At 72.7% G+C, this 17,301-nt stretch carries 13 protein-coding genes; 2 read left to right on the forward strand and 11 right to left on the reverse strand.

Translation table 11 applies throughout. The features are described 5' to 3' along the window. Window positions 1-195: 195 nt before the first annotated feature. Window positions 196-2,784, reverse strand: a complete 2,589-nt coding sequence (locus tag ACF3NH_RS06540; protein ID WP_422922288.1) for a penicillin-binding protein 1A — start codon at window positions 2,782-2,784, stop codon at window positions 196-198. A 205-nt stretch (window positions 2,785-2,989) separates the two neighbouring features. Here ACF3NH_RS06540 and ACF3NH_RS06545 point away from each other — a divergent pair, with 205 nt between their 5' ends. Continuing rightward, a complete protein-coding gene (locus ACF3NH_RS06545) occupies window positions 2,990-3,775 on the forward strand; it encodes an alpha/beta fold hydrolase (RefSeq protein ID WP_422922289.1) in 786 nt (261 codons plus the stop codon). Window positions 3,776-3,784: 9 nt separating this feature from the next. Here ACF3NH_RS06545 and ACF3NH_RS06550 read toward each other — a convergent pair whose 3' ends face one another. The 7 genes from ACF3NH_RS06550 to ACF3NH_RS06580 form a co-directional block, all read right to left on the reverse strand. Beyond that, on the reverse strand, window positions 3,785-4,207 hold the full coding sequence (locus ACF3NH_RS06550) for a hypothetical protein (protein ID WP_198367102.1): 423 nt from the start codon (window positions 4,205-4,207) through the stop codon (window positions 3,785-3,787). Between the two features lie 13 nt (window positions 4,208-4,220). Then, window positions 4,221-5,834 (reverse strand): ABC transporter ATP-binding protein, encoded by a 1,614-nt coding sequence (locus tag ACF3NH_RS06555; protein WP_370592027.1) that lies wholly within the window; start codon window positions 5,832-5,834, stop codon window positions 4,221-4,223. A gap of 11 nt (window positions 5,835-5,845) precedes the next feature. Then, a complete protein-coding gene (locus ACF3NH_RS06560) occupies window positions 5,846-6,886 on the reverse strand; it encodes an ABC transporter permease (protein WP_422922290.1) in 1,041 nt (346 codons plus the stop codon). Then, window positions 6,886-7,998 carry a microcin C ABC transporter permease YejB gene (locus ACF3NH_RS06565; protein WP_422922291.1) on the reverse strand — a complete coding sequence of 371 codons (1,113 nt, stop codon included), beginning with the start codon at window positions 7,996-7,998 and terminating at the stop codon, window positions 6,886-6,888. Before ACF3NH_RS06565 ends, ACF3NH_RS06560 begins: the two co-directional genes overlap by 1 nt. A 99-nt stretch (window positions 7,999-8,097) precedes the next feature. Next, complete coding sequence (locus ACF3NH_RS06570) at window positions 8,098-9,972, reverse strand: extracellular solute-binding protein (protein WP_422922292.1); 1,875 nt, start codon at window positions 9,970-9,972, stop codon at window positions 8,098-8,100. A 91-nt stretch (window positions 9,973-10,063) separates the two neighbouring features. Continuing rightward, complete coding sequence (locus ACF3NH_RS06575) at window positions 10,064-10,855, reverse strand: inositol monophosphatase family protein (RefSeq protein ID WP_422922293.1); 792 nt, start codon at window positions 10,853-10,855, stop codon at window positions 10,064-10,066. Continuing rightward, entirely contained in the window at window positions 10,852-11,385 is a 534-nt protein-coding gene (locus ACF3NH_RS06580) for a c-type cytochrome (protein WP_198367097.1), read from the reverse strand. Before ACF3NH_RS06580 ends, ACF3NH_RS06575 begins: the two co-directional genes overlap by 4 nt. A 197-nt stretch (window positions 11,386-11,582) precedes the next feature. On the opposite strand from ACF3NH_RS06580, the gene ACF3NH_RS06585 reads away from it, so the two are divergent. Beyond that, a complete protein-coding gene (locus tag ACF3NH_RS06585) occupies window positions 11,583-12,437 on the forward strand; it encodes a prephenate dehydratase (protein ID WP_422922294.1) in 855 nt (284 codons plus the stop codon). 54 nt (window positions 12,438-12,491) lie between these two features. Here ACF3NH_RS06585 and ACF3NH_RS06590 read toward each other — a convergent pair whose 3' ends face one another. The 3 genes from ACF3NH_RS06590 to ACF3NH_RS06600 are packed head-to-tail and all read right to left on the reverse strand — an operon-like array spanning window position 12,492 to window position 17,149. Then, window positions 12,492-13,643, reverse strand: coding sequence for a DegT/DnrJ/EryC1/StrS family aminotransferase (locus ACF3NH_RS06590; RefSeq protein WP_422922295.1), 1,152 nt, complete (start codon window positions 13,641-13,643; stop codon window positions 12,492-12,494). Window positions 13,644-13,692: 49 nt separating this feature from the next. Continuing rightward, window positions 13,693-15,108 carry a nucleotide sugar dehydrogenase gene (locus ACF3NH_RS06595; RefSeq protein WP_422922296.1) on the reverse strand — a complete coding sequence of 472 codons (1,416 nt, stop codon included), beginning with the start codon at window positions 15,106-15,108 and terminating at the stop codon, window positions 13,693-13,695. A 43-nt stretch (window positions 15,109-15,151) separates the two neighbouring features. Then, on the reverse strand, window positions 15,152-17,149 hold the full coding sequence (locus ACF3NH_RS06600; protein ID WP_198367093.1) for a polysaccharide biosynthesis protein: 1,998 nt from the start codon (window positions 17,147-17,149) through the stop codon (window positions 15,152-15,154). Window positions 17,150-17,301: the final 152 nt, after the last annotated feature.

A 17,301-nucleotide genomic window follows, 5' to 3' on the forward strand; every position in this document is an offset into this window, starting at 1 on the left:
TTAGTATCATTAAACAGACTTTCCGCGCATAAAGGGACCGTTCGCCACGTCAAGTTGTGGTGATATCGCGCATCACGGGTAATGGAGGATGGATTTCAGCCCGAGAGCCTGGGCTGAGGCCCGACATCGGGCACGAAAAAGGGCCGGCCCCCTGGGCCGACCCTGTCGCCGCGAACTCCGGGAGGCTTCAGCCCGTCAGTACAGGCCGCCCAGGCTGTTATCGACGCCGGCCGGCGTGCTGGAGGAGAGGACGCCGTTGTCGATCGGCGGGCGGGCGGCATTCTCGGTTCCCGGCTTGAAGGCCTCGAGAATGGTCTGGCCGTTCTCCAGTTGGGTGCGGACCAGCGCCACGCCCGGCGGCGCGCGGAAGGGCACCGGCGGGCTGTCCTTCAGCGCCGAGGCCAGCACGTCGTGGAAGATGCCGGCCGGGCCGCCGCCGCCTGTCTCGCCCGAGCCCAGGCTGCGCGGCTCGTCGAAGCCCATCCAGACGGCGACGACGATGTCCGGCGTGAAGCCGACGAACCAGTTGTCCATGTAGTCGTTGGTGGTGCCGGTCTTGCCGGCGACCGGCCGGTTCAGCCCCTCCGCCGCGCGCTTGCCGGTGCCGTACTGCACCACGCCCTGCAGCAGCGAGACCATCTGATAGGCGGAGATCGGATCGGTCACCTGCTTGCGCTCGTCGACCAGCCGGGGCGGCTCGCCCTGCGGTCCGCCCTCGCAGCCCTCGCAGCGGCGGTTGTCGGCCCGCCAGACCACCTTGCCGAAGCGGTCCTGCACCGTGTCGATCAGGGTCGGCGTCACTTCCTTGCCGCCATTGACGAAGGAGGCATAGCCGGCGGCCATGCGCATCACCGTGGTCTCGCCGGCGCCGAGCGCCATGGAGAGCACGCGCGGCATGTTGGGAATGACGTGGAAGCGCGCTGCCGCGTCGGCGACCCGCTCGATGCCGACCTCCTGCGCCAACCGGATGGTGACGAGGTTGAGCGATTGCTGCAGGGCACTGCGCATGGTCACCCAGCCGCGCGGCTGACCGCTGTAGTTGCCGGGCTTCCAGAGGCCCTGCGGCGTCATGATCTCGATCGGCCCGTCGAGCAGCTTCTGGTTGGGCGGGATGCCCATCTCCAGCGCCGGCAGATAGACGAAGGGCTTGAAGGCCGAGCCGGGCTGGCGCAGCGCCTGGGTGGCGCGGTTGAACCAGGATTGCTCGAAGGCATAGCCGCCGGTCATCGCCAGCACGCGCCCGGTGGCCGGATCCAGCGCCACCGCGGCGCCCTGGATCAGCGGGATCTGCCGCAGCGACAGCCGGGAGCCGCGCGCATTGCCGCGCGCCGGAACCTCCTCCACCAGCACCACGTCGCCCGGGCTCAGCACCTCCTGCATCCGCCGGGGCTGGCCGCCCAGGCGGCCCTGGGCATTCACCGGCCGTGCCCAGGAGGCGACATCGTCGAGCGACAGCGTGCCCTGGCGCGGCTGCGCCTGGGCGCGCCCGTCGGGCCGCTCCAGCCAGGACAGCCGGGCCTCGCGCGCCTCCACGGACAGCGCCACGGCGAGCCGCCAGCCGGGCTGCGCGCCACCCGGCCGCGACACCGCCTCCAGCGCCGGCATCCATTCGGTGGCGGCGGTGCTGATCTTCGCCACCGGGCCGCGCCAGCCGCCACGCCGGCGGTCATAGGCCGTGAGCCCGTCGCGCAGGGCCTGCTCCGTCGCCGCCTGCAGCTCGGGCTCCATGCTGGTGCGGACCACCAGCCCGCCCATCGTCGTCTGGTCCTGGCCGAAGCGGGCCACCAGCTCGCGCCGCACCTCCTCCGTGAAATACGGGCCGGTGGCCACGGTCTCGGGCCGCACCCGGCCACGCGCGATGATCGGCTCCTGCTTCGCCGCCTCGGCCTCGGCGCGGGTCACCGCACCATCCTCCGCCATGCGGTCCAGCACCCAGTCGCGGCGCGCCTTGGCGGCCTCGGGGTAGCGGCTCGGATTGTAGTTGTTCGGCGCCTTGGGCAGCGCGGCCAGGAAGGCGGTCTCGCCCAGGCTGAGCTCGTCCAGGCCCTTGTTGAAGTAGTTCATGGCCGCCGCGGCCACGCCATAGGCCTGCTGCCCGAGGAAGATCTCGTTCAGGTAGATCTCGAGGATGCGATCCTTCGGCATGGCGCTTTCCAGGCGGAAGGCGAGGATCGCCTCGCGCACCTTGCGCATCACCGTGCGGTCGTTGCCGACCAGCATGTTCTTGGCGACCTGCTGGGTGATGGTCGAGGCGCCGACGGCGCGCCGCCCGGTCGCCATGCCCTCGACATTCATCACCACGGCGCGCGTCAGGGCCAGGGGATCGACGCCGTGGTGGCTCCAGAAGTTCTGGTCCTCGGCCGAGACGAAGGCCGCCTGCACCCGCTTCGGGATGGCGCCGATCGGCACGAAGACACGGCGCTCCAGCGCCAGCTCGGCCATCAGCTTGGAATCCGCGGCGTAGATGCGGCTCATCTGCGGCGGCTGGTAATCCGCGAGCCATTCGTGCGGCGGCAGGTCGCCCGCCGTCTGGCGATAGAAGCCATAGCCCGCCACGCCGGCCACCACGACGCCCGCCATGCCCAGCACCAGGCCATAGCCGGCGAGGCGGACAACCCAGCGGCCGAAGCCACGGCCACTGCCGCCGCGCCCCTGGCCGCGCCCTTGGCCGCGGCGCGGCGGGCGTGGCGGGACGCCGGGCGGCGCGGGAGCGGGAGCGGGCTGGTGAGGCTGGGCGCGCTCGCCGACCAGGGGGCGGTCGGCACGAAGATCATTGGGTGACATGGCCGGCCTCCCATACACCGCCGGGCCTCGGTGCGCGAAGCACAGTGTGGCGTCGGGAGGCAGATGGGCGCCCGCGCGCCTTCACACCAGGGTGAGAAGCGCATCCGTTCGTAACGCAAAGCAACGGGTTGCGGCACCGCCGCCCTGGCCGTGGCGTCATGCCGCCCCTACTCTGCCCTTTCTCCTGCTGGATCCCGCCCCCGCGATGCCCGACAGCCTGCCGACCTTCCGGCCCCCGGGCCCCCATGACGCCGGTCATCCCGGCCCGCCTTCCCTGCTGCTGCTGCACGGCGCCGGCTGTGGCGCCTGGGTCTGGCGCCACGGCTTCGAGGCCAGCTGCGCGGAGGCCGGCCTCACGGTGCGGGCGCAGCAGTTCGACCGCGGGGCCGCGCAACGGGCCGGGCTGTCCGACTATGTCGAGCAGACGCGGGCCCTGTTGCGGGCCCAGGCCGGGCCGGTCGTGCTCGTCGGGCATTCGCTGGGCGCGCTGGTGGCGCAGCGGCTGCTGCTGGAGCCGCAGGTGCGCGGCGCCGTGCTGCTGGCGCCGGTGCCGCCCGAGGGACTGTGGTGGTCGAGCGCCCGGCTGGCCCTGGCCGATGCCGTTCTCTGGGCCGAGGCGGCACGGATGGACCTGCCGCCGGGCCAGGCCCCGGCGGAACTGGCGGCCGCCCTCTTCAGCGCCGCGATGCCGATGCCCGCGGCCCGTGCCGCCCTGGCGCGGATGGGCGGCGAATCCTCCCGCGCGCTGCTGGAGGCGCAATGGCCGCAGCCGGTGCCGCCCGGCTGGCTGCACCGGCGGCCGGTGCTGGTGCTGGGCGCCGGGCAGGACCGGCTGATCCCGCCCGACGCGGTGCGCCGCTGCGCGCTCTGGCACGGCGTGCCGGTGGAATTCCTGCCGGGATGCGGGCATGTGATGATGCTCGAGCCGGGCGCCGAGGGCCTCGCGCGCCGCATCGCCGAATGGACCATGGCGCTGCGGGACGCCGGCTGAGAGCAGCTTTCAGCCCCGCAGGGCTTCCATGGCGCGCACGAAGGCCCGCCAGTCATCCTTGCGCGCCGCCGCGCGCGGCGTGCCGTCCGGCGCCTTGGCATAGAGCGTCAGCACGCCCTTGGCCCAGAGCCCGTCGAACAGCCGCTCGTCCGACAGCGCCAGGGCGGCCGACCGCTCGAAGACGCCGGCCTTCACCCGGGGCTGCACCTTCCACAGCCACCACCCCATGCCGGCCACCAGCAGCAGCATGCCGACATGGACGTTCACCAGCTTCATGCCGATGATCGCCACCACCAGCAGGCCGACCGGCCAGACCAGGTTCTCGCCGTAGCGATAGACGGGGGAGCCGGGGGAATTCATCTTGCGGATATGGATGCCGAGCTGGACCCGGTCCTCCCGGATCTGCTCCCGCAACACCTCTAGTTCGTTCATTCGCCTGTTTCGTTCATTCGCTGGCCGAGACCTCCCGAGCTGCCGCGCCCTCCGGGAAGGCGGCGCGCATCAGGGCCCTCGTATACTCCGCCCGGGGCGCGCGCATCACCTCCTCCGCCTCGCCCGTCTCCACCACCTGGCCCCCCTTCAGCACCATGATCCGGTGCGCCATGGCGCGCACCACGCGCAGGTCGTGGCTGATGAAGAGATAGGCCAGGCGGTGCCTGGCCTGCAGGCCGCGCAGCAGCTCCACCACCTGCGCCTGCACCGACACGTCGAGCGCGCTGGTCGGCTCGTCCAGCACCAGCAGGCGCGGCTGCAGCACCAGGGCGCGGGCGATGGCGACGCGCTGCCGCTGCCCGCCGCTGAACTCGTGCGGATAGCGCTGCGCCGTGGCGGGATCGAGCCCGACCTCCTCCAGCGCCGCCAGCACGCGCGCCTGCCGCGCGGCGGCGGAGAGCGAGGGCTCGTGCACCGCCAGGCCCTCGCCGACGATCTCGGCGATGCTCATGCGCGGCGAGAGCGAGCCGTAGGGGTCCTGGAAGACGATCTGCATCCGCGCCCGCAGCGGCCGCAGCGCGGCGCGCGACAGGCCCTGGATCGGCGTCCCCTCGAAGCGGATGGCGCCCTCGCTGGATTCGAGCTGCAGCAACGCGAAGCCGAGCGTCGTCTTGCCGCTGCCGCTCTCCCCCACCAGGCCGAGCGTCTCGCCCTCCCGCAGCGCCAGCGAGACGCCGTCCACCGCGCGCACCTCGCCCACCTGGCGGCGCAGCAGGCCGCGGCGGATCGGGAAGCGCACCCGCACCGCCTCGGCCTCGAGCAGGACGGGCGCATCGGGCGGCACCGGCGCCGGCGCCCCCCGCGGCTCGGTGGCCAGCAGCATCCGCGTGTAGTCGGCGCGCGGCGCCGCCAGCACCTCGGCCGCCCTGCCCTGCTCCACCACGCGGCCATGGCGCATCACCACCACCGCATCGGCATGGGCGCGGACGATGGAGAGATCGTGCGTGATCAGCAGCATCGCCATGCCGAGGCGCCGCTTCAGCTCGTCCAGCAGATCGAGGATCTGCGCCTGGATGGTGACGTCGAGCGCCGTGGTCGGCTCATCGGCGATCAGCAGCTTCGGGTCGTTGGCCAGAGCGGCGGCGATCATCACCCGCTGCCGCTGCCCGCCCGAGAGCTGGTGCGGGAAGGCGTCCAGCCGCTCGGCGGCATTGGGCAGGCCGGCGCGCCGCAACAGGGCGATCACCCGCTCGCGCAGCGCGGCGCCCCGCAGCGGCTGATGCAGCCGCACCGCCTCGGCCACCTGCCGGCCGATGCTGTGCAGCGGGTTGAGGCTGGTCATCGGCTCCTGGAAGACCATGCCGGCCACGCCGCCGCGCAGCCGCCGCAGCTCGGCCGGGCCGGCCCGCAGCACGTCGGTGCCGTCCAGCAGGACGCGACCGCGCGGATTGGCGCCGGCGGCCGGCAGCAGCCTCAGGCAGGACAGCGCGGTGACGCTCTTGCCGCTGCCGGATTCGCCGACCAGGGCAACCGTCTCCCCCGGCTTCACGGCGAAGGAGACCTCCTGGACCACGGTCTGGCCGCGAAAGGCGACGGAAAGATCCTCGACGCGCAGGATGTCGTCCACGCCCGCCGCCCTCACCGCCCGCCGCCCGGAAGCTTGCGCGGATCGAAAGCGTCGCGCACCGCCTCGCCCACGAAGATCAGCAGGGTCAGCACCCCGCCCAGCACGGCGAAGGCCGTCATGCCGAGCCAGGGCGCCTGCAGGTTGTTCTTGCCCTGTGTCACCAGCTCGCCGAGCGAGGGAGAGCCCGGCGGCAGGCCGAAGCCGAGGAAGTCCAGGCTGGCCAGGATGGTGACCGAGCCGGAGAGCAGGAAGGGCAGGAAGGTCAGCGTGGCCACCATGGCATTGGGCAGGATGTGGCGGATCATCAGCCGGGTGTCGGCGACGCCGAGCGCCTTGGCCGCGCGCACATAGTCGAGGTTGCGGCCGCGCAGGAACTCGGCGCGCACCACGCCGGTCAGCGCCATCCAGGAGAAGAGCAGCAGGAAGAACAGCAGCACCCAGAAGCCCGGCGCGATGACGCTGGAGAGGATGATCAGCAGGAAGAGTTGCGGCATGCCCGACCAGATCTCGATGAAGCGCTGGAAGCCGAGATCCACCCAGCCGCCGTAATAGCCCTGCACCGCCCCGGCCGCGATGCCGATGACGGCGCTCAGGATCGTCAGCGTGAAGCCGAAGAGCACCGAGGTGCGGAAGCCGTAGATCACCCGCGCCAGCACGTCGCGCGCCTGGTCGTCGGTGCCCAGCGGATTGCGCCAGGAGGGGGGCGAGGGCGCGGGCCGGCCGAGATCGCGGATGATGGTGTCGTGGCGGTAGGGCAAGGGGGGCCAGAGCATCCAGCCGCCGCGCTCGGCCACCTCCTGCCGCAGCACCGGGTCGCGCCAGACGGCGGCGGTGGGAAAACCGTCGGGGATGATGTCGCTCTCGGCGTACTCGACGGCGACGGGGAAGAACCAGCGGTCCCCGACACGGGCCAGCAGGGGCCGGTCATTGGCGACCAGCTCGGCGCAGAGCGTGACGAGAAAGAGGGCGAGGAAGATCCAGAGCGACCACCAGCCGCGCCGGTTGGCGCGGAAATTGGCCAGCCGCCGGCGCGTGATCGGGCGCAGCGTCATCAGCGGCGGGCCTCGAAGTCGATGCGGGGATCGATCAGGGTATAGGCGATGTCGCCGATGAGCTGCATGAGCAGTCCGAGCAGGGTGAAGAGGTAGAGCGTGCCGAACATGATCGGATAGTCGCGGCGGATCGCCGCCTCGAAGCCGAGCAGGCCGAGCCCGTCCAGCGAGAAGACGATCTCGACCAGCAGCGCCCCGGTGAAGAGGATGCCGATGAAGGCGGCCGGGAAGCCGGCGATGATCAGCAGCATGGCGTTGCGGAAGACATGGCGGTAGAGCACCCGCCGCTCATCCGCCCCCTTGGCCCGCGCCGTCAGCACGTATTGCTTGCCGATCTCGTCGAGGAAGCTGTTCTTGGTCAGCATCACCAGCCCGGCGAAGCCGCCCACCACCAGCGAGAGGGTCGGCAGCGCCATGTGCCAGGCATAGTCCAGCGCGCGCTGCCAGAAGGGCCATTCGGCGCTGCCGGACGAGGCGAGGCCGCGCAGCGGGAACCATTGCACGAAGGAGCCGCCGGCGAAGAGCACCGCCAGCAGGATGGCGAAGAGGAAGCCGGGGATCGCGTAGCCGACCAGCACCACGCCCGAGGTCCAGGCATCGAAGGCGGTGCCGTCGCGCACCGCCTTGCGGATACCGAGCGGGATGGAGACGAGGTAGATGATCAGCGTCGACCACAGGCCGAGGCTGATCGAGACCGGCAGCTTCTCCAGCAGGATGTCGATCACCGGCCGGCCCTGGAACAGGCTGCGGCCGAAATCGAAGCGCAGATAGCCGCCGACCATGTCGAGGAAGCGCTCATGCGCCGGCTTGTCGAAGCCGAACATGGTCTCGATCCGCGCCACCAGCGCCGGGTCCATGCCCTGCGCGCCGCGATACTGGCCGACAGGCCCGCCCCCTCCGCCGCCCTGAGGCATCCCCTGGGGCATCCGCAGCTCGCCCTGCCCCTCGCCCGAGAGGCGCCCGATGCCGCTGCCACCCTGCCCGCGCAGCTCGGCCAGCATCTGCTCCACAGGCCCGCCGGGTGCGAACTGCACCACGGCGAAATTGATCAGGATGATGCCGAAGAGCGTCGGCACCAGCAGGAGGAGACGCCGCAGGAGGTAGGCGCCCATGCGCTATCCTTCAGGAAGACCAATGGCAGGAAAGCCAATGGCAGGAAGACCGGCGGCGGGAGGCGGGGGTGGGGCCATCCCCGGACCGCGCGGCACGGGTCAGGGAACCGCCCTGCGGTCCGCCGGCAGGGCACGGTCGCGCGCCGCGTCCACCCACCAGGCCGACAGGTCGAAGTTGTAGCGCGGGTTGCGCTCCGGCCGGCCGAACTTGTCCCACCAGGCGATGCGGAAGCTGCGGCTGTGCCAGTGCGGCACGACATAGAACCCCCAGAGCAGCACGCGGTCCAGCGCGCGGGTGCGGTCGATCAGCGCCTGGCGGTCCGGCGCGCTGATGACCAGCTCGATCAGCGCGTCCACCACCGGATCGGCGATCCCGATGGTGTTGCGGCTGCCCGGCTCCTTGGCCTTGGCGGAGGACCAGTAGTCGCGCTGCTCGTTGCCGGGAGACAGGCTCTGGCCGAACAGCTCGACCGTCATGTCATAGTCGAAATTGTCCATCCGCACCTGATACTGGGCGGGATCGACGGTGCGCGCCCGCGCCTCGATGCCGAGGCGCTGCAACGCCTGGATATAGGGCAGGGCCATGCGCTCGAAGGTCGGTCCGTCGAGCAGGATCTCGAAGCTGAAGGGCTCGCCCTTCTCGTTGACCAGCCGGCGATCCTTCACGCCCCAGCCCGCCTCCCGCAACAGGGCCAGCGCCTGGCGGGCGTTCTCGCGGCTGGCATTGCTGCCATCCGAGGACGGCACGCGGAACTCGGTGGTGAAGATCTCCTCCGGCAGACGCCCGCGGAAGGCGGAGAGCACCATCAGCTCGCCCTCGGAGGGCAGGCCGCGCGAGGCCAGCTCGGAATTGGAGAAGTACGAGGTGGTGCGCGTGTAGCTGCCGTAGAACAGGTTGGCGTTCATCCACTCGAAGTCGAAGACCAGCCCCAGCGCCTGGCGCACGCGGCGGTCCTGGAAGAGCGGGCGCCGGATGTTCATCGCGAAGCCCTGCATGCCGGTCGGCAGCTCGTGCGGGATCTCCTCGCGCTTCACCAGCCCCTGGCGCACGGCGGGAAAGTCGTAGGCGGTGGCCCAGTCCTTGGCGACGTTCTCCAGCCGGAAATCGACCTGCCCGGCCTTGAAGGCCTCCAGCGCCACGGTGCTGTCGCGGTAGTAGTCGAAGCGCAGCGTCTCGATGTTGTTGGTGCCCCGGCGCACCGGCAGGTCGCGGCCCCAGTAGTCGGCGACGCGGCGCAGGGTGACGCTGCGGCCCGGCTCGAAGGCCTCGATCCGGTAGGGGCCCGAGCCGAGCGGGACCTCCAGGCCGGGCTGGGCGAAGTCCTTGCCCTCCCACCAGTGCCGGGGAAGCACCGGAAGCTGGCCGAGGATCTGCGGCAGCTCCCGGTTGTCGGCCGTGCTGAAGCGGAAGACGATGCGGCGCTCCCCCTCCGCCACGGCCTCCGCGACATCGCCGTAATAGCCGCTGAAATTGGGCCGCCCATGCCGGCGCAGCGTGTCGAAGCTCCAGACCACGTCGGCCGCGGTGACCGGCCGGCCGTCGTGCCAGCGGGCCCGCTCGTCCAGCTCGAAGGCGACGCCGCGCCCGTCGCGCGGGACCTCCACGAGTTTGGCCAGCAACGGATATTCCGTGCTGGCCTCATCGAAGCTCGGCGTCATCAGCGTGTCGTAGATCGCCGCGACGGCGGCGGCCGGCGTGCCGCGCAGGATGAAGGGATTGAAGGAATCGAAGCTGCCGATGGCGTGGCGCACCATGGTCCCGCCCCGGGGCGCCGCCGGGTTCACCCAGGGCCAGTGGGGGAAGTTCTCCGGCAGGGCCGGCTCGCCCAGCAGCGACAGGGCATGGGTGCGGCGGGGCCCGGGCGGCGCCTCCGCCGGCGGCGGAGCGGCGGGAGCCTGCTGCGCCCGCGCGCGAGGCAGGACAGGGCCCAGGGCGAGGGCGAGGCCGGAAGCGAACAGGGGACGTCGGCGCATGCCCCCTAGGATGAGGGTTCCTCCCCCGCAGGACAACCGCGGCGTCGCCCGGCTTGCTTTTTGAAACGCGGGCGAGGGGCGCGCCGCCGCCTCAGCCGGCCAGCAGCCCTGTCGCCTCCGGCAGCAGGGCGGCGTCGCCCACCGCCAGCACCTGTTGCGGGCCGGCCTCCTCCCCGGCGCCGAGCTGCAGCGGCCGCCCCTGCCAGTCGGTCATGCGGCCGCCGGCCGCCTCGACCACCGGCACCAGCGCCGCCCAGTCCCAGGGCCGGAGGTCGGATTCCACGACGAGATCGACCAGGCCGAGCGCCAGCAGGCCATAGGCGTAGCAATCGCCGCCCCAGGTCACGCGGCGCGCCGCCGCCCGGAGGCGGGTGAAGCGCGGCGCCTCCGCCGCGGTGAACATCTCATGGCTGGTGCAGGACAGTTCCGCCTCGGCCAGGCGGGAACAGGGCCGGGTGCCGGGCGTGCCGCCCATCGGGCCGGTGAAGCGCAGCGGCGCCCCGGCCATGCCCAGCCAGCGCTCGCCGGTCGCCGGCTGGTCGATCAGCCCGAGGACGGGGCGCCCCCGGTGCAGCAGGCCGATCAGGCTGCCGAAGAGCGGCCGGCCGGTGACGAAGGCGCGCGTGCCGTCGATCGGGTCGATCACCCAGACATACTCGGCGCCGGCGCGCTCGGCGCCGTATTCCTCGCCGATCACGCCATGCTGCGGGAAGCGCTCGGCCAGCAGCGCCCGGATGGCCCGCTCCGCCGCCTTGTCGGCCTCGGTCACGGGGCTGGCGTCGCCCTTGGCCTCGACCAGCAGGCCGGAACGGAAAAGGGGGCGGATGACCGCCCCCGCCGCCCCGGCGGCCGCCTCGGCGGCCGCGATGAGGTCCGGTGTCACGGCAGCGGCTGCGGCGAGGCCGCCAGGGTCCGCAGATAGGCGATGACATCGGCCCGCTGCTCGGTGCTGCGCAGCCCGGCGAAGGCCATGCGGGTGCCGCGGATGGTGCGGGCCGGGCTGGCCAGGAAGTGGTTCAGCGCCTCGTAGTCCCAGGGCTTGTCGGCCAGGCCCTTCATCGCCGGGGAATAGTTGAAGCTGTCGAGATGCGCATGGTGGTTGCCGACCACGCCGTAGAGGTTGGGGCCGACCTTGTTGGCGCCGCCCTCCTCGAAGGTGTGGCAGGCGGCGCAGAGGCGGGCGGCGATCTGGCGGCCGTTGTCGACATTGGCATTGGCCAGCAGCGGCGCGATCGGGTCGATCTGCGGTTCCGCGGCGGCCGGGGCGCCGGAGGTCTCGGGCACGTCGATGGCGATCGCCGTCTTCTCAAGCCGCTTCGGATGCACGACCTGCTGACCGATGAACCCGGCCACCATGAAGGCGATCCCGGCGGTGAGGACGGCGGCGAACGCCTTGTTGACCTCCAAGCTCATTCTGCCAGATCCATTTCTCAGACGAAGTGCAGGGGACCCCGCATCGGACCCGGCCGCTGTTTGCGCACGGCCTTGGCCTCGACTAGAAGCGTCCGGACCATAGTGGGACAACGGCGGCGCTTCAACCCGTCGCCCCATTCCGAGCGTCAAGCCCCGGCGCGGACCTTCCCCCTTCTGCCCGGGCCGGAGAATCAAGCGTGAGCGGTGTGATCGCCTTCCAGGGTGTCCCTGGAGCCTATTCCGACCTGGCCTGCCGCAGCGCCTATCCCGGCTGGACCACCCTGCCCTGCCCCAGCTTCGAGGCGGCGATGGAGGCGGTGCGGGAGGCGCGGGCCGACCTCGCCATGCTTCCTTGCGAGAACTCGCTGGCCGGCCGGGTGCCGGACATCCACCGCCTGTTGCCCGATTCGGGCCTTTTCGCCGTGGGCGAGCACTACCAGCGCGTCGAGCACTGCCTGCTGGCGCACAAGGGCGCGACGCTCGCCGGGCTGAAGCGCGCCCACAGCCACCCGGTGGCGCTCGGCCAGGTGCTCAAACTGCTGCGCGAGCGCGGGCTGGAGCCGGTGATCGAGGCCGACACGGCCGGCGCCGCCAAGCTGCTGGCCGAGCGGCCCAGCCTGGAGGACGCCGCCATCGCCTCCTCGCTGGCGGCCGAGACCTATGGCCTCGAGATCCTGCTGCACAATGTCGAGGACGAGGCGCACAACACCACGCGCTTCTATGTCATGGCGCGCGCGCCGCGGATGCCGGCGGTGGAGGCGATGAACACCGTCACCACCTTCGTCTTCCGCGTCCGCAACATCCCGGCGGCGCTGTACAAGGCGCTGGGCGGCTTCGCCACCAACGGCGTGAACATGACCAAGCTCGAGAGCTACATGCTCGACGGCCATTTCACCGCCACGCAGTTCCTCTGCGACGTGGATGGCCACCCGGACCACCCCCCCCTGAAGCGCGCCCTGGAGGAGCTGGCCTTCTTCTCGCGCGAGCTGCGCGTCCTCGGCAGCTACCCGGCGCATCCCTACCGCATGGGGCAGGCGGCCCAGGCGGACTGATCCGTCCGGCGGAGGGGGAAGCCGCCGGTAAGGGCGGCCCCGCCCCGCGCGGCGTCAGAGCCCCGCGATCACCGCCGCGGCCACGCGCTCCACCTGCCCCTCGTCCAGATAGGGATGCATCGGCAGCGAGAGGATGCGCTCGCACAGCGCCTCGCTCATCGGCAGGGGCGGCGCCTGGCGCAGCCCCTCGGCATGGGCGCGGGCATAGGCGGGCTGCCGGTGCAGCGGCTTCGGGTAGTAGATGGCCGACGGCACGCCGTGCTCCTGCATCGCCTTCTGCACCCGCGCCCGCGCCGCCGCGTCCGGCAGCAGGATCGAGTAGAGTCCCCAGGCGCTGGTGGCGCCCGCCTGCTCGCCCGGCACCGCCACATGGCCGGCCAGCCGGGCGCCGTACTGCGCCGCGATCCGCGCGCGGGCGGCCAGCTCGTCTTCCAGCAGCGGCAGCTTGCAGAGCAGGATGGCGGCCTGGAGCGTGTCCAGCCGGCCGTTCATGCCGGTGCGCTCCACCTCGTAGCGCGTCCGGCCCTCGCCATGGGTGCGGAGCGAGCGGTAGAGCTCGGCGCGCTCGGCGCTGTCGGTCAGGATGGCGCCGCCATCGCCGTAGCAGCCGAGCGTCTTGGTCGGATAGAAGCTGAGCGCCGCCGCGTCGCCCCAGCGGCCCAGGCGCTTCCCGTCCAGCGCGGCGCCGAAGGCCTGGGCCGCGTCGTCGAGGGCGAACAGCCCTTCCTCGCGGCAGATCTCCTGGATCGCCACCCAGTCCGCCGGGCGGCCGAAGAGATCGACGCCGACCACGGCGCGCGGCCGCAACCGCCCCTCCGCCTTCACCAGCGCGATGCGCCGCTTCAGGTCGGCGATGTCGATGTTGAAGCTGCCTTCCTCGACATCGACGAAGACCGGCGTGGCGCCGAGCACCAGGGGCACCTCGGCGGTCGCGGTATAGGTGAAGGCGGGCAGGAAGACGGCATCGCCCTGTCCGATACCCTCGGCCATCATGGCGATCTGCAGCGCATCCGTGCCGGAGGAGACGCCGACGGCGTGGGCGGTGCCGGCGAAGGCCGCCAGCTTCTCCTCCAGCTCGCGCACATCCGGGCCGTTGATGAAGGCGCCGCTGTCCAGGATGGCCGCGATGCGGCGGTCGATCCCGTCGCGGATCAGCGCCTGCTGCGCCTTCATGTCGAAGAGGGTGATGGGGCGCGTCTCGGTCATCGGCGGAAAGGCTCCGTGCAGCGGTGCAGGCCCGCCGGGCGGCGCCCGGTCAGGCCTGGATGACGGCGTGATAGGCCCGTTCGCCACCGGATGGGAAATCACCGCGCGTTTCACCCGGCAACGCATCGGTCTCCACCGCCGCGTCGCGGTAGACGCCGCGCGTGTCCACCACCAGCGCCGCGTGGGCGCGCACGGCGGCGAAATCCATCCCCGGCTGCGGCGTCACCACCAGCACGGCATCCTGCGCCGCCAGCAGCCCGGGCGTCAGCGGCGCGCTCTCCAGCCCGGCCTCGGGCCAGGCCGGCACCAGCGGGTCATGATAGGCGACGCGGGCGCCGCGCCGGGCCAGCAGGTGCAGCAGCTCGCACGCCGGGCTCTCGCGCATGTCGGGGACGCCCGGCTTGTAGGCCAGGCCGAGCAGCAGGATACGGGCGTCGCGCAACGCCTTGCCGCGCGCGTCCAGCGCGTCGCGCAGCCGGCCGACGACATAGCCCGGCATGGCGTCGTTCACCCGCCCGGCCAGTTCGACGAAGTCGCTCGGCACGCCCAGCTCCCGCGCCTTCCAGGCGAGGTAGTAGGGATCGACCGGGATGCAGTGCCCGCCGAGGCCGGGGCCGGGGCGGAAGGGCATGAAGCCGAAGGGCTTGGTGGCGGCGGCGTCGATCACCTCGTGCACGTCGAGGCCGAGGGCGTGGCTGATCCGCTTCAGCTCGTTCACCAGCCCGATGTTCACGGCGCGGAACACGTTCTCGTAGAGCTTCACCAGCTCGGCCGCGCGCAGCGACGAGACCGCCACCAGCCGCCCGGCGGCCGCCGGTCCGTAGAGCGCCTGGCCGATGGCGAGGCAGGCGGGCGTCGCGCCGGCGATCAGCTTCGGCACCCGGCCGACCGTGCCCTCGGGGTTGCCGGGGTCCTCGCGCTCCGGGCTGTAGAGCACGAAGGCGTCGAGCCCCGGCCGCAGCCCGGCCTCCGCCAGCGCCGGCAGCACCACCTCCTCCGTGGTGCCGGGATAGGTGGTGCTCTCCAGCCCGATCGCCTGGCCGGGTCGCAGGAAGGGCGCGATCGCCGCGACGGCGGCGCGCACGGCGCCGAGGTCGGGCTCCTTGTGCGGCCCGATCGGCGTCGGCACGCAGATCAGCAGGGCGTCGCAGTCGCGCGCCTCCTCGGCGCCGGCGGCGGGCCGGATGCCGGCGGCGGCGACCCGGCCGTCGGGGATGCCATGCACCGGGCTGCGCCCCGCGCGCAGCGTCGCGAGCTTGGCCGCGTCGATATCGAAGCCGGTGACGGGAAAGCCCGATTCGGCGAAGCGCAGCGCCAGCGGCAGCCCGGCATAGCCGAGGCCGACCACACCGATGCGCGCCGTCCGCGCCGCGATGCGCTCGCTCAGCGCCGGGGCGAGCGGCGCGGCGGGGTCCAGCGCGCGGGCGCGGCCCCACCACGAGACCGGATAGGCCGGACCTTCCATCGTGCGTCCTCTCGCGGAACGGATGGCGCGGCCCGGCCCATGCTCAGGCGCGCGCGTCGGGGGTGGTGGGGGTGGCGCCGGCGGGCGGACCAGGGGGGGCGCCGGCATTGTGGTCGAATTCGGGGACCCGCCGGGCCAGCTCGGCCAGCGCCGCGCCGCCCTGGCCGGCCCGCGCCGCGGCGGCCATGGCGTCGATCGCGGCGCCGACCTCGGCCGCGTCGGTGGTGCGCGGCGTCGCCATCAGCAGGCCGGGATACTGCGTCGGGCGCGGCGGCTCCTGGCCGTGGAACAGCTCCTCGTAGAGCTTCTCCCCCGGGCGCAGGCCGGTGAAGCGGATCTCGATGTCCTCGTCCGGCCGCAGCCCGGCGAGGCGGATCATGCGCCGCGCCATGTCCACGATCTTCACCGGCTTGCCCATGTCGAGCACGAAGATGCCGCCATCGGACAGTTCGGGCGGCAGGCCGCGCCCGTCGCCGGCGGCGCGGAACCCCTCCGCATCGGCCATGCCGACGACGCTCGCCTGCAGCACCAGCCCGACCGCCTCGCGCACCGTCATGAAGTAGCGGCGCATGTCGGGATGCGTCACGGTGAGCGGACCGCCGCGCTCGAGCTGGCGCCGGAACAGCGGCACCACCGAGCCGGTCGAGCCCAGCACATTGCCGAAGCGCACGGTGATGCAGCGCATGTCGCCCGCCTCGCCGCCGCCGCGATGCCGCGCGTCCTTGTCCACCGCCTGGCAGTACATCTCGGCCAGGCGCTTGGAGGCCCCCATGACGCTGGTCGGGTTCACCGCCTTGTCGGTCGAGATGAAGACCATGGCGCGGCAGCCCTCCGCGCGCGCCGCGTCGGCGATGACGCGGGTGCCGAGGGCGTTGGTCAGCAGCCCCTCCAGGGGGTCGTTCTCGACCATCGGCACGTGCTTCAGCGCCGCGGCATGGAACACCAGCTCCGGCCGCACGTCGCGCATCAGCCGGGCGATGCGCCCGGCATCGCGCACATCGGCCAGCACGGCGCGGCGCGGCACCGCCGGATGCGTCTCCGCCAGCTCCAGGTCGATGCTGTAGAGGGCGAACTCGCCATGGTCGAGCAGGGTGAGCTGGGCCGGGCCGAGCGCCGCCACCTGCCGCGCCAGCTCGCCGCCGATGGTGCCGCCGGCGCCGGTGACCAGCACCCGCCGCCCCTGCACCAGCCGCGCCATGCCCTCGCGGTCGAGCGGCACCTGCGGCCGGTCGAGCAGCTCCTCGATCGCCACCGGGCGCAGCTCGAAGCGCCGCGCCCCCGCCCCCTCGCGCCGTGCCGGGCCGAGGCTGGTCAGGCGCGGCGCGCGGTTGACCGGAACGCCGTGGCGGTCGGCGGCATCCAGCATCTCCTCCAGCGCATGGCCCTGCAGGTCGGGATCGGCGAGCACGATGGCGCCCGGCAGGCGCTGCTCGGCGCGCAGGCGGTCCAGCACCTCGCCCGCCTCCTCGAAGCCGCCGAGGATGGGGTGGCCATGGATGCGCCGCCCCGCCCCGCGCGGGCTGCGCGCCAGGATGCCGATGACGCGGTAGCGCGGCGTGCGCTGCTGCAGCAGGGCGCGGATGAACAGGTCCGCGGCATCCCCGGTGCCGACCAGCAGGACCGGCAGGGCCGGCGCCTCGGACGGCGGGCCGACGCGGTGCGCCTGTTTCAGCGGCGCCAGGATGCGCGGCGCCAGCAGGACGGCGGAGAGCGCGCCCGCATGGATCAGCGGAAAGGCCACGTTGCCCGGCATCCAGGCCCCCGCCAGCCGCAGGCCGAGGCTGAAGAGCAGCGCCGCGCCGATCCCGGCGCCGACCACGGCCACCAGATCCTTCAGCGCCGCGAAGCGCCAGTACTGCTGCGGCAGGCGCACCGGCAGCCCGGCCAGGACCAGGGCCGCGACCGTGCCGGGAATGGCGCCGAGCCACCAGCCGCCGGGCGGCCAGTCGCCGGGCGAGGCCGCCCAGACGGCGAGCGGGAGCGCCAGGGCCGCCAGAAGCGAGTCCAGGCCGAGATTCAGCAGAATTCGGGTGAGGGCCATGGAGCGGGCGTATAGGCGTGCGGCGCGCCGGGGTGAAGCTTTGCCGCGGCCCCCCCACCGGCCCGCCGGGACGCCGCGGCGCCGCGAAACGGCCCCCGCGAGCCGCGCCGCGGGACGCGGCGCGAGGGGCGCGCCGGCGGACCAGGGGGTGG

It is taken from the genome of Pseudoroseomonas sp. WGS1072 (genome assembly GCF_049340465.1).
Taxonomy (GTDB): domain Bacteria; phylum Pseudomonadota; class Alphaproteobacteria; order Acetobacterales; family Acetobacteraceae; genus Pseudoroseomonas.

Bases quoted from the DNA above. Each gene is read 5' to 3' on its own strand.
- ACF3NH_RS06565 (WP_422922291.1), bottom strand. From the start codon at position 7,998: ATGGGCGCCTACCTCCTGCGGCGTCTCCTCCTGCTGGTGCCGACGCTC.
- ACF3NH_RS06545 (WP_422922289.1), top strand. From the start codon at position 2,990: ATGCCCGACAGCCTGCCGACCTTCCGGCCCCCGGGCCCCCATGACGCC.
- ACF3NH_RS06590 (WP_422922295.1), bottom strand. From the start codon at position 13,643: ATGACCGAGACGCGCCCCATCACCCTCTTCGACATGAAGGCGCAGCAG.
- ACF3NH_RS06600 (WP_198367093.1), bottom strand. From the start codon at position 17,149: ATGGCCCTCACCCGAATTCTGCTGAATCTCGGCCTGGACTCGCTTCTG.
- ACF3NH_RS06580 (WP_198367097.1), bottom strand. From the start codon at position 11,385: ATGAGCTTGGAGGTCAACAAGGCGTTCGCCGCCGTCCTCACCGCCGGG.
- ACF3NH_RS06595 (WP_422922296.1), bottom strand. From the start codon at position 15,108: ATGGAAGGTCCGGCCTATCCGGTCTCGTGGTGGGGCCGCGCCCGCGCG.
- ACF3NH_RS06550 (WP_198367102.1), bottom strand. From the start codon at position 4,207: ATGAACGAACTAGAGGTGTTGCGGGAGCAGATCCGGGAGGACCGGGTC.
- ACF3NH_RS06540 (WP_422922288.1), bottom strand. From the start codon at position 2,784: ATGTCACCCAATGATCTTCGTGCCGACCGCCCCCTGGTCGGCGAGCGC.
- ACF3NH_RS06570 (WP_422922292.1), bottom strand. From the start codon at position 9,972: ATGCGCCGACGTCCCCTGTTCGCTTCCGGCCTCGCCCTCGCCCTGGGC.
- ACF3NH_RS06560 (WP_422922290.1), bottom strand. From the start codon at position 6,886: ATGACGCTGCGCCCGATCACGCGCCGGCGGCTGGCCAATTTCCGCGCC.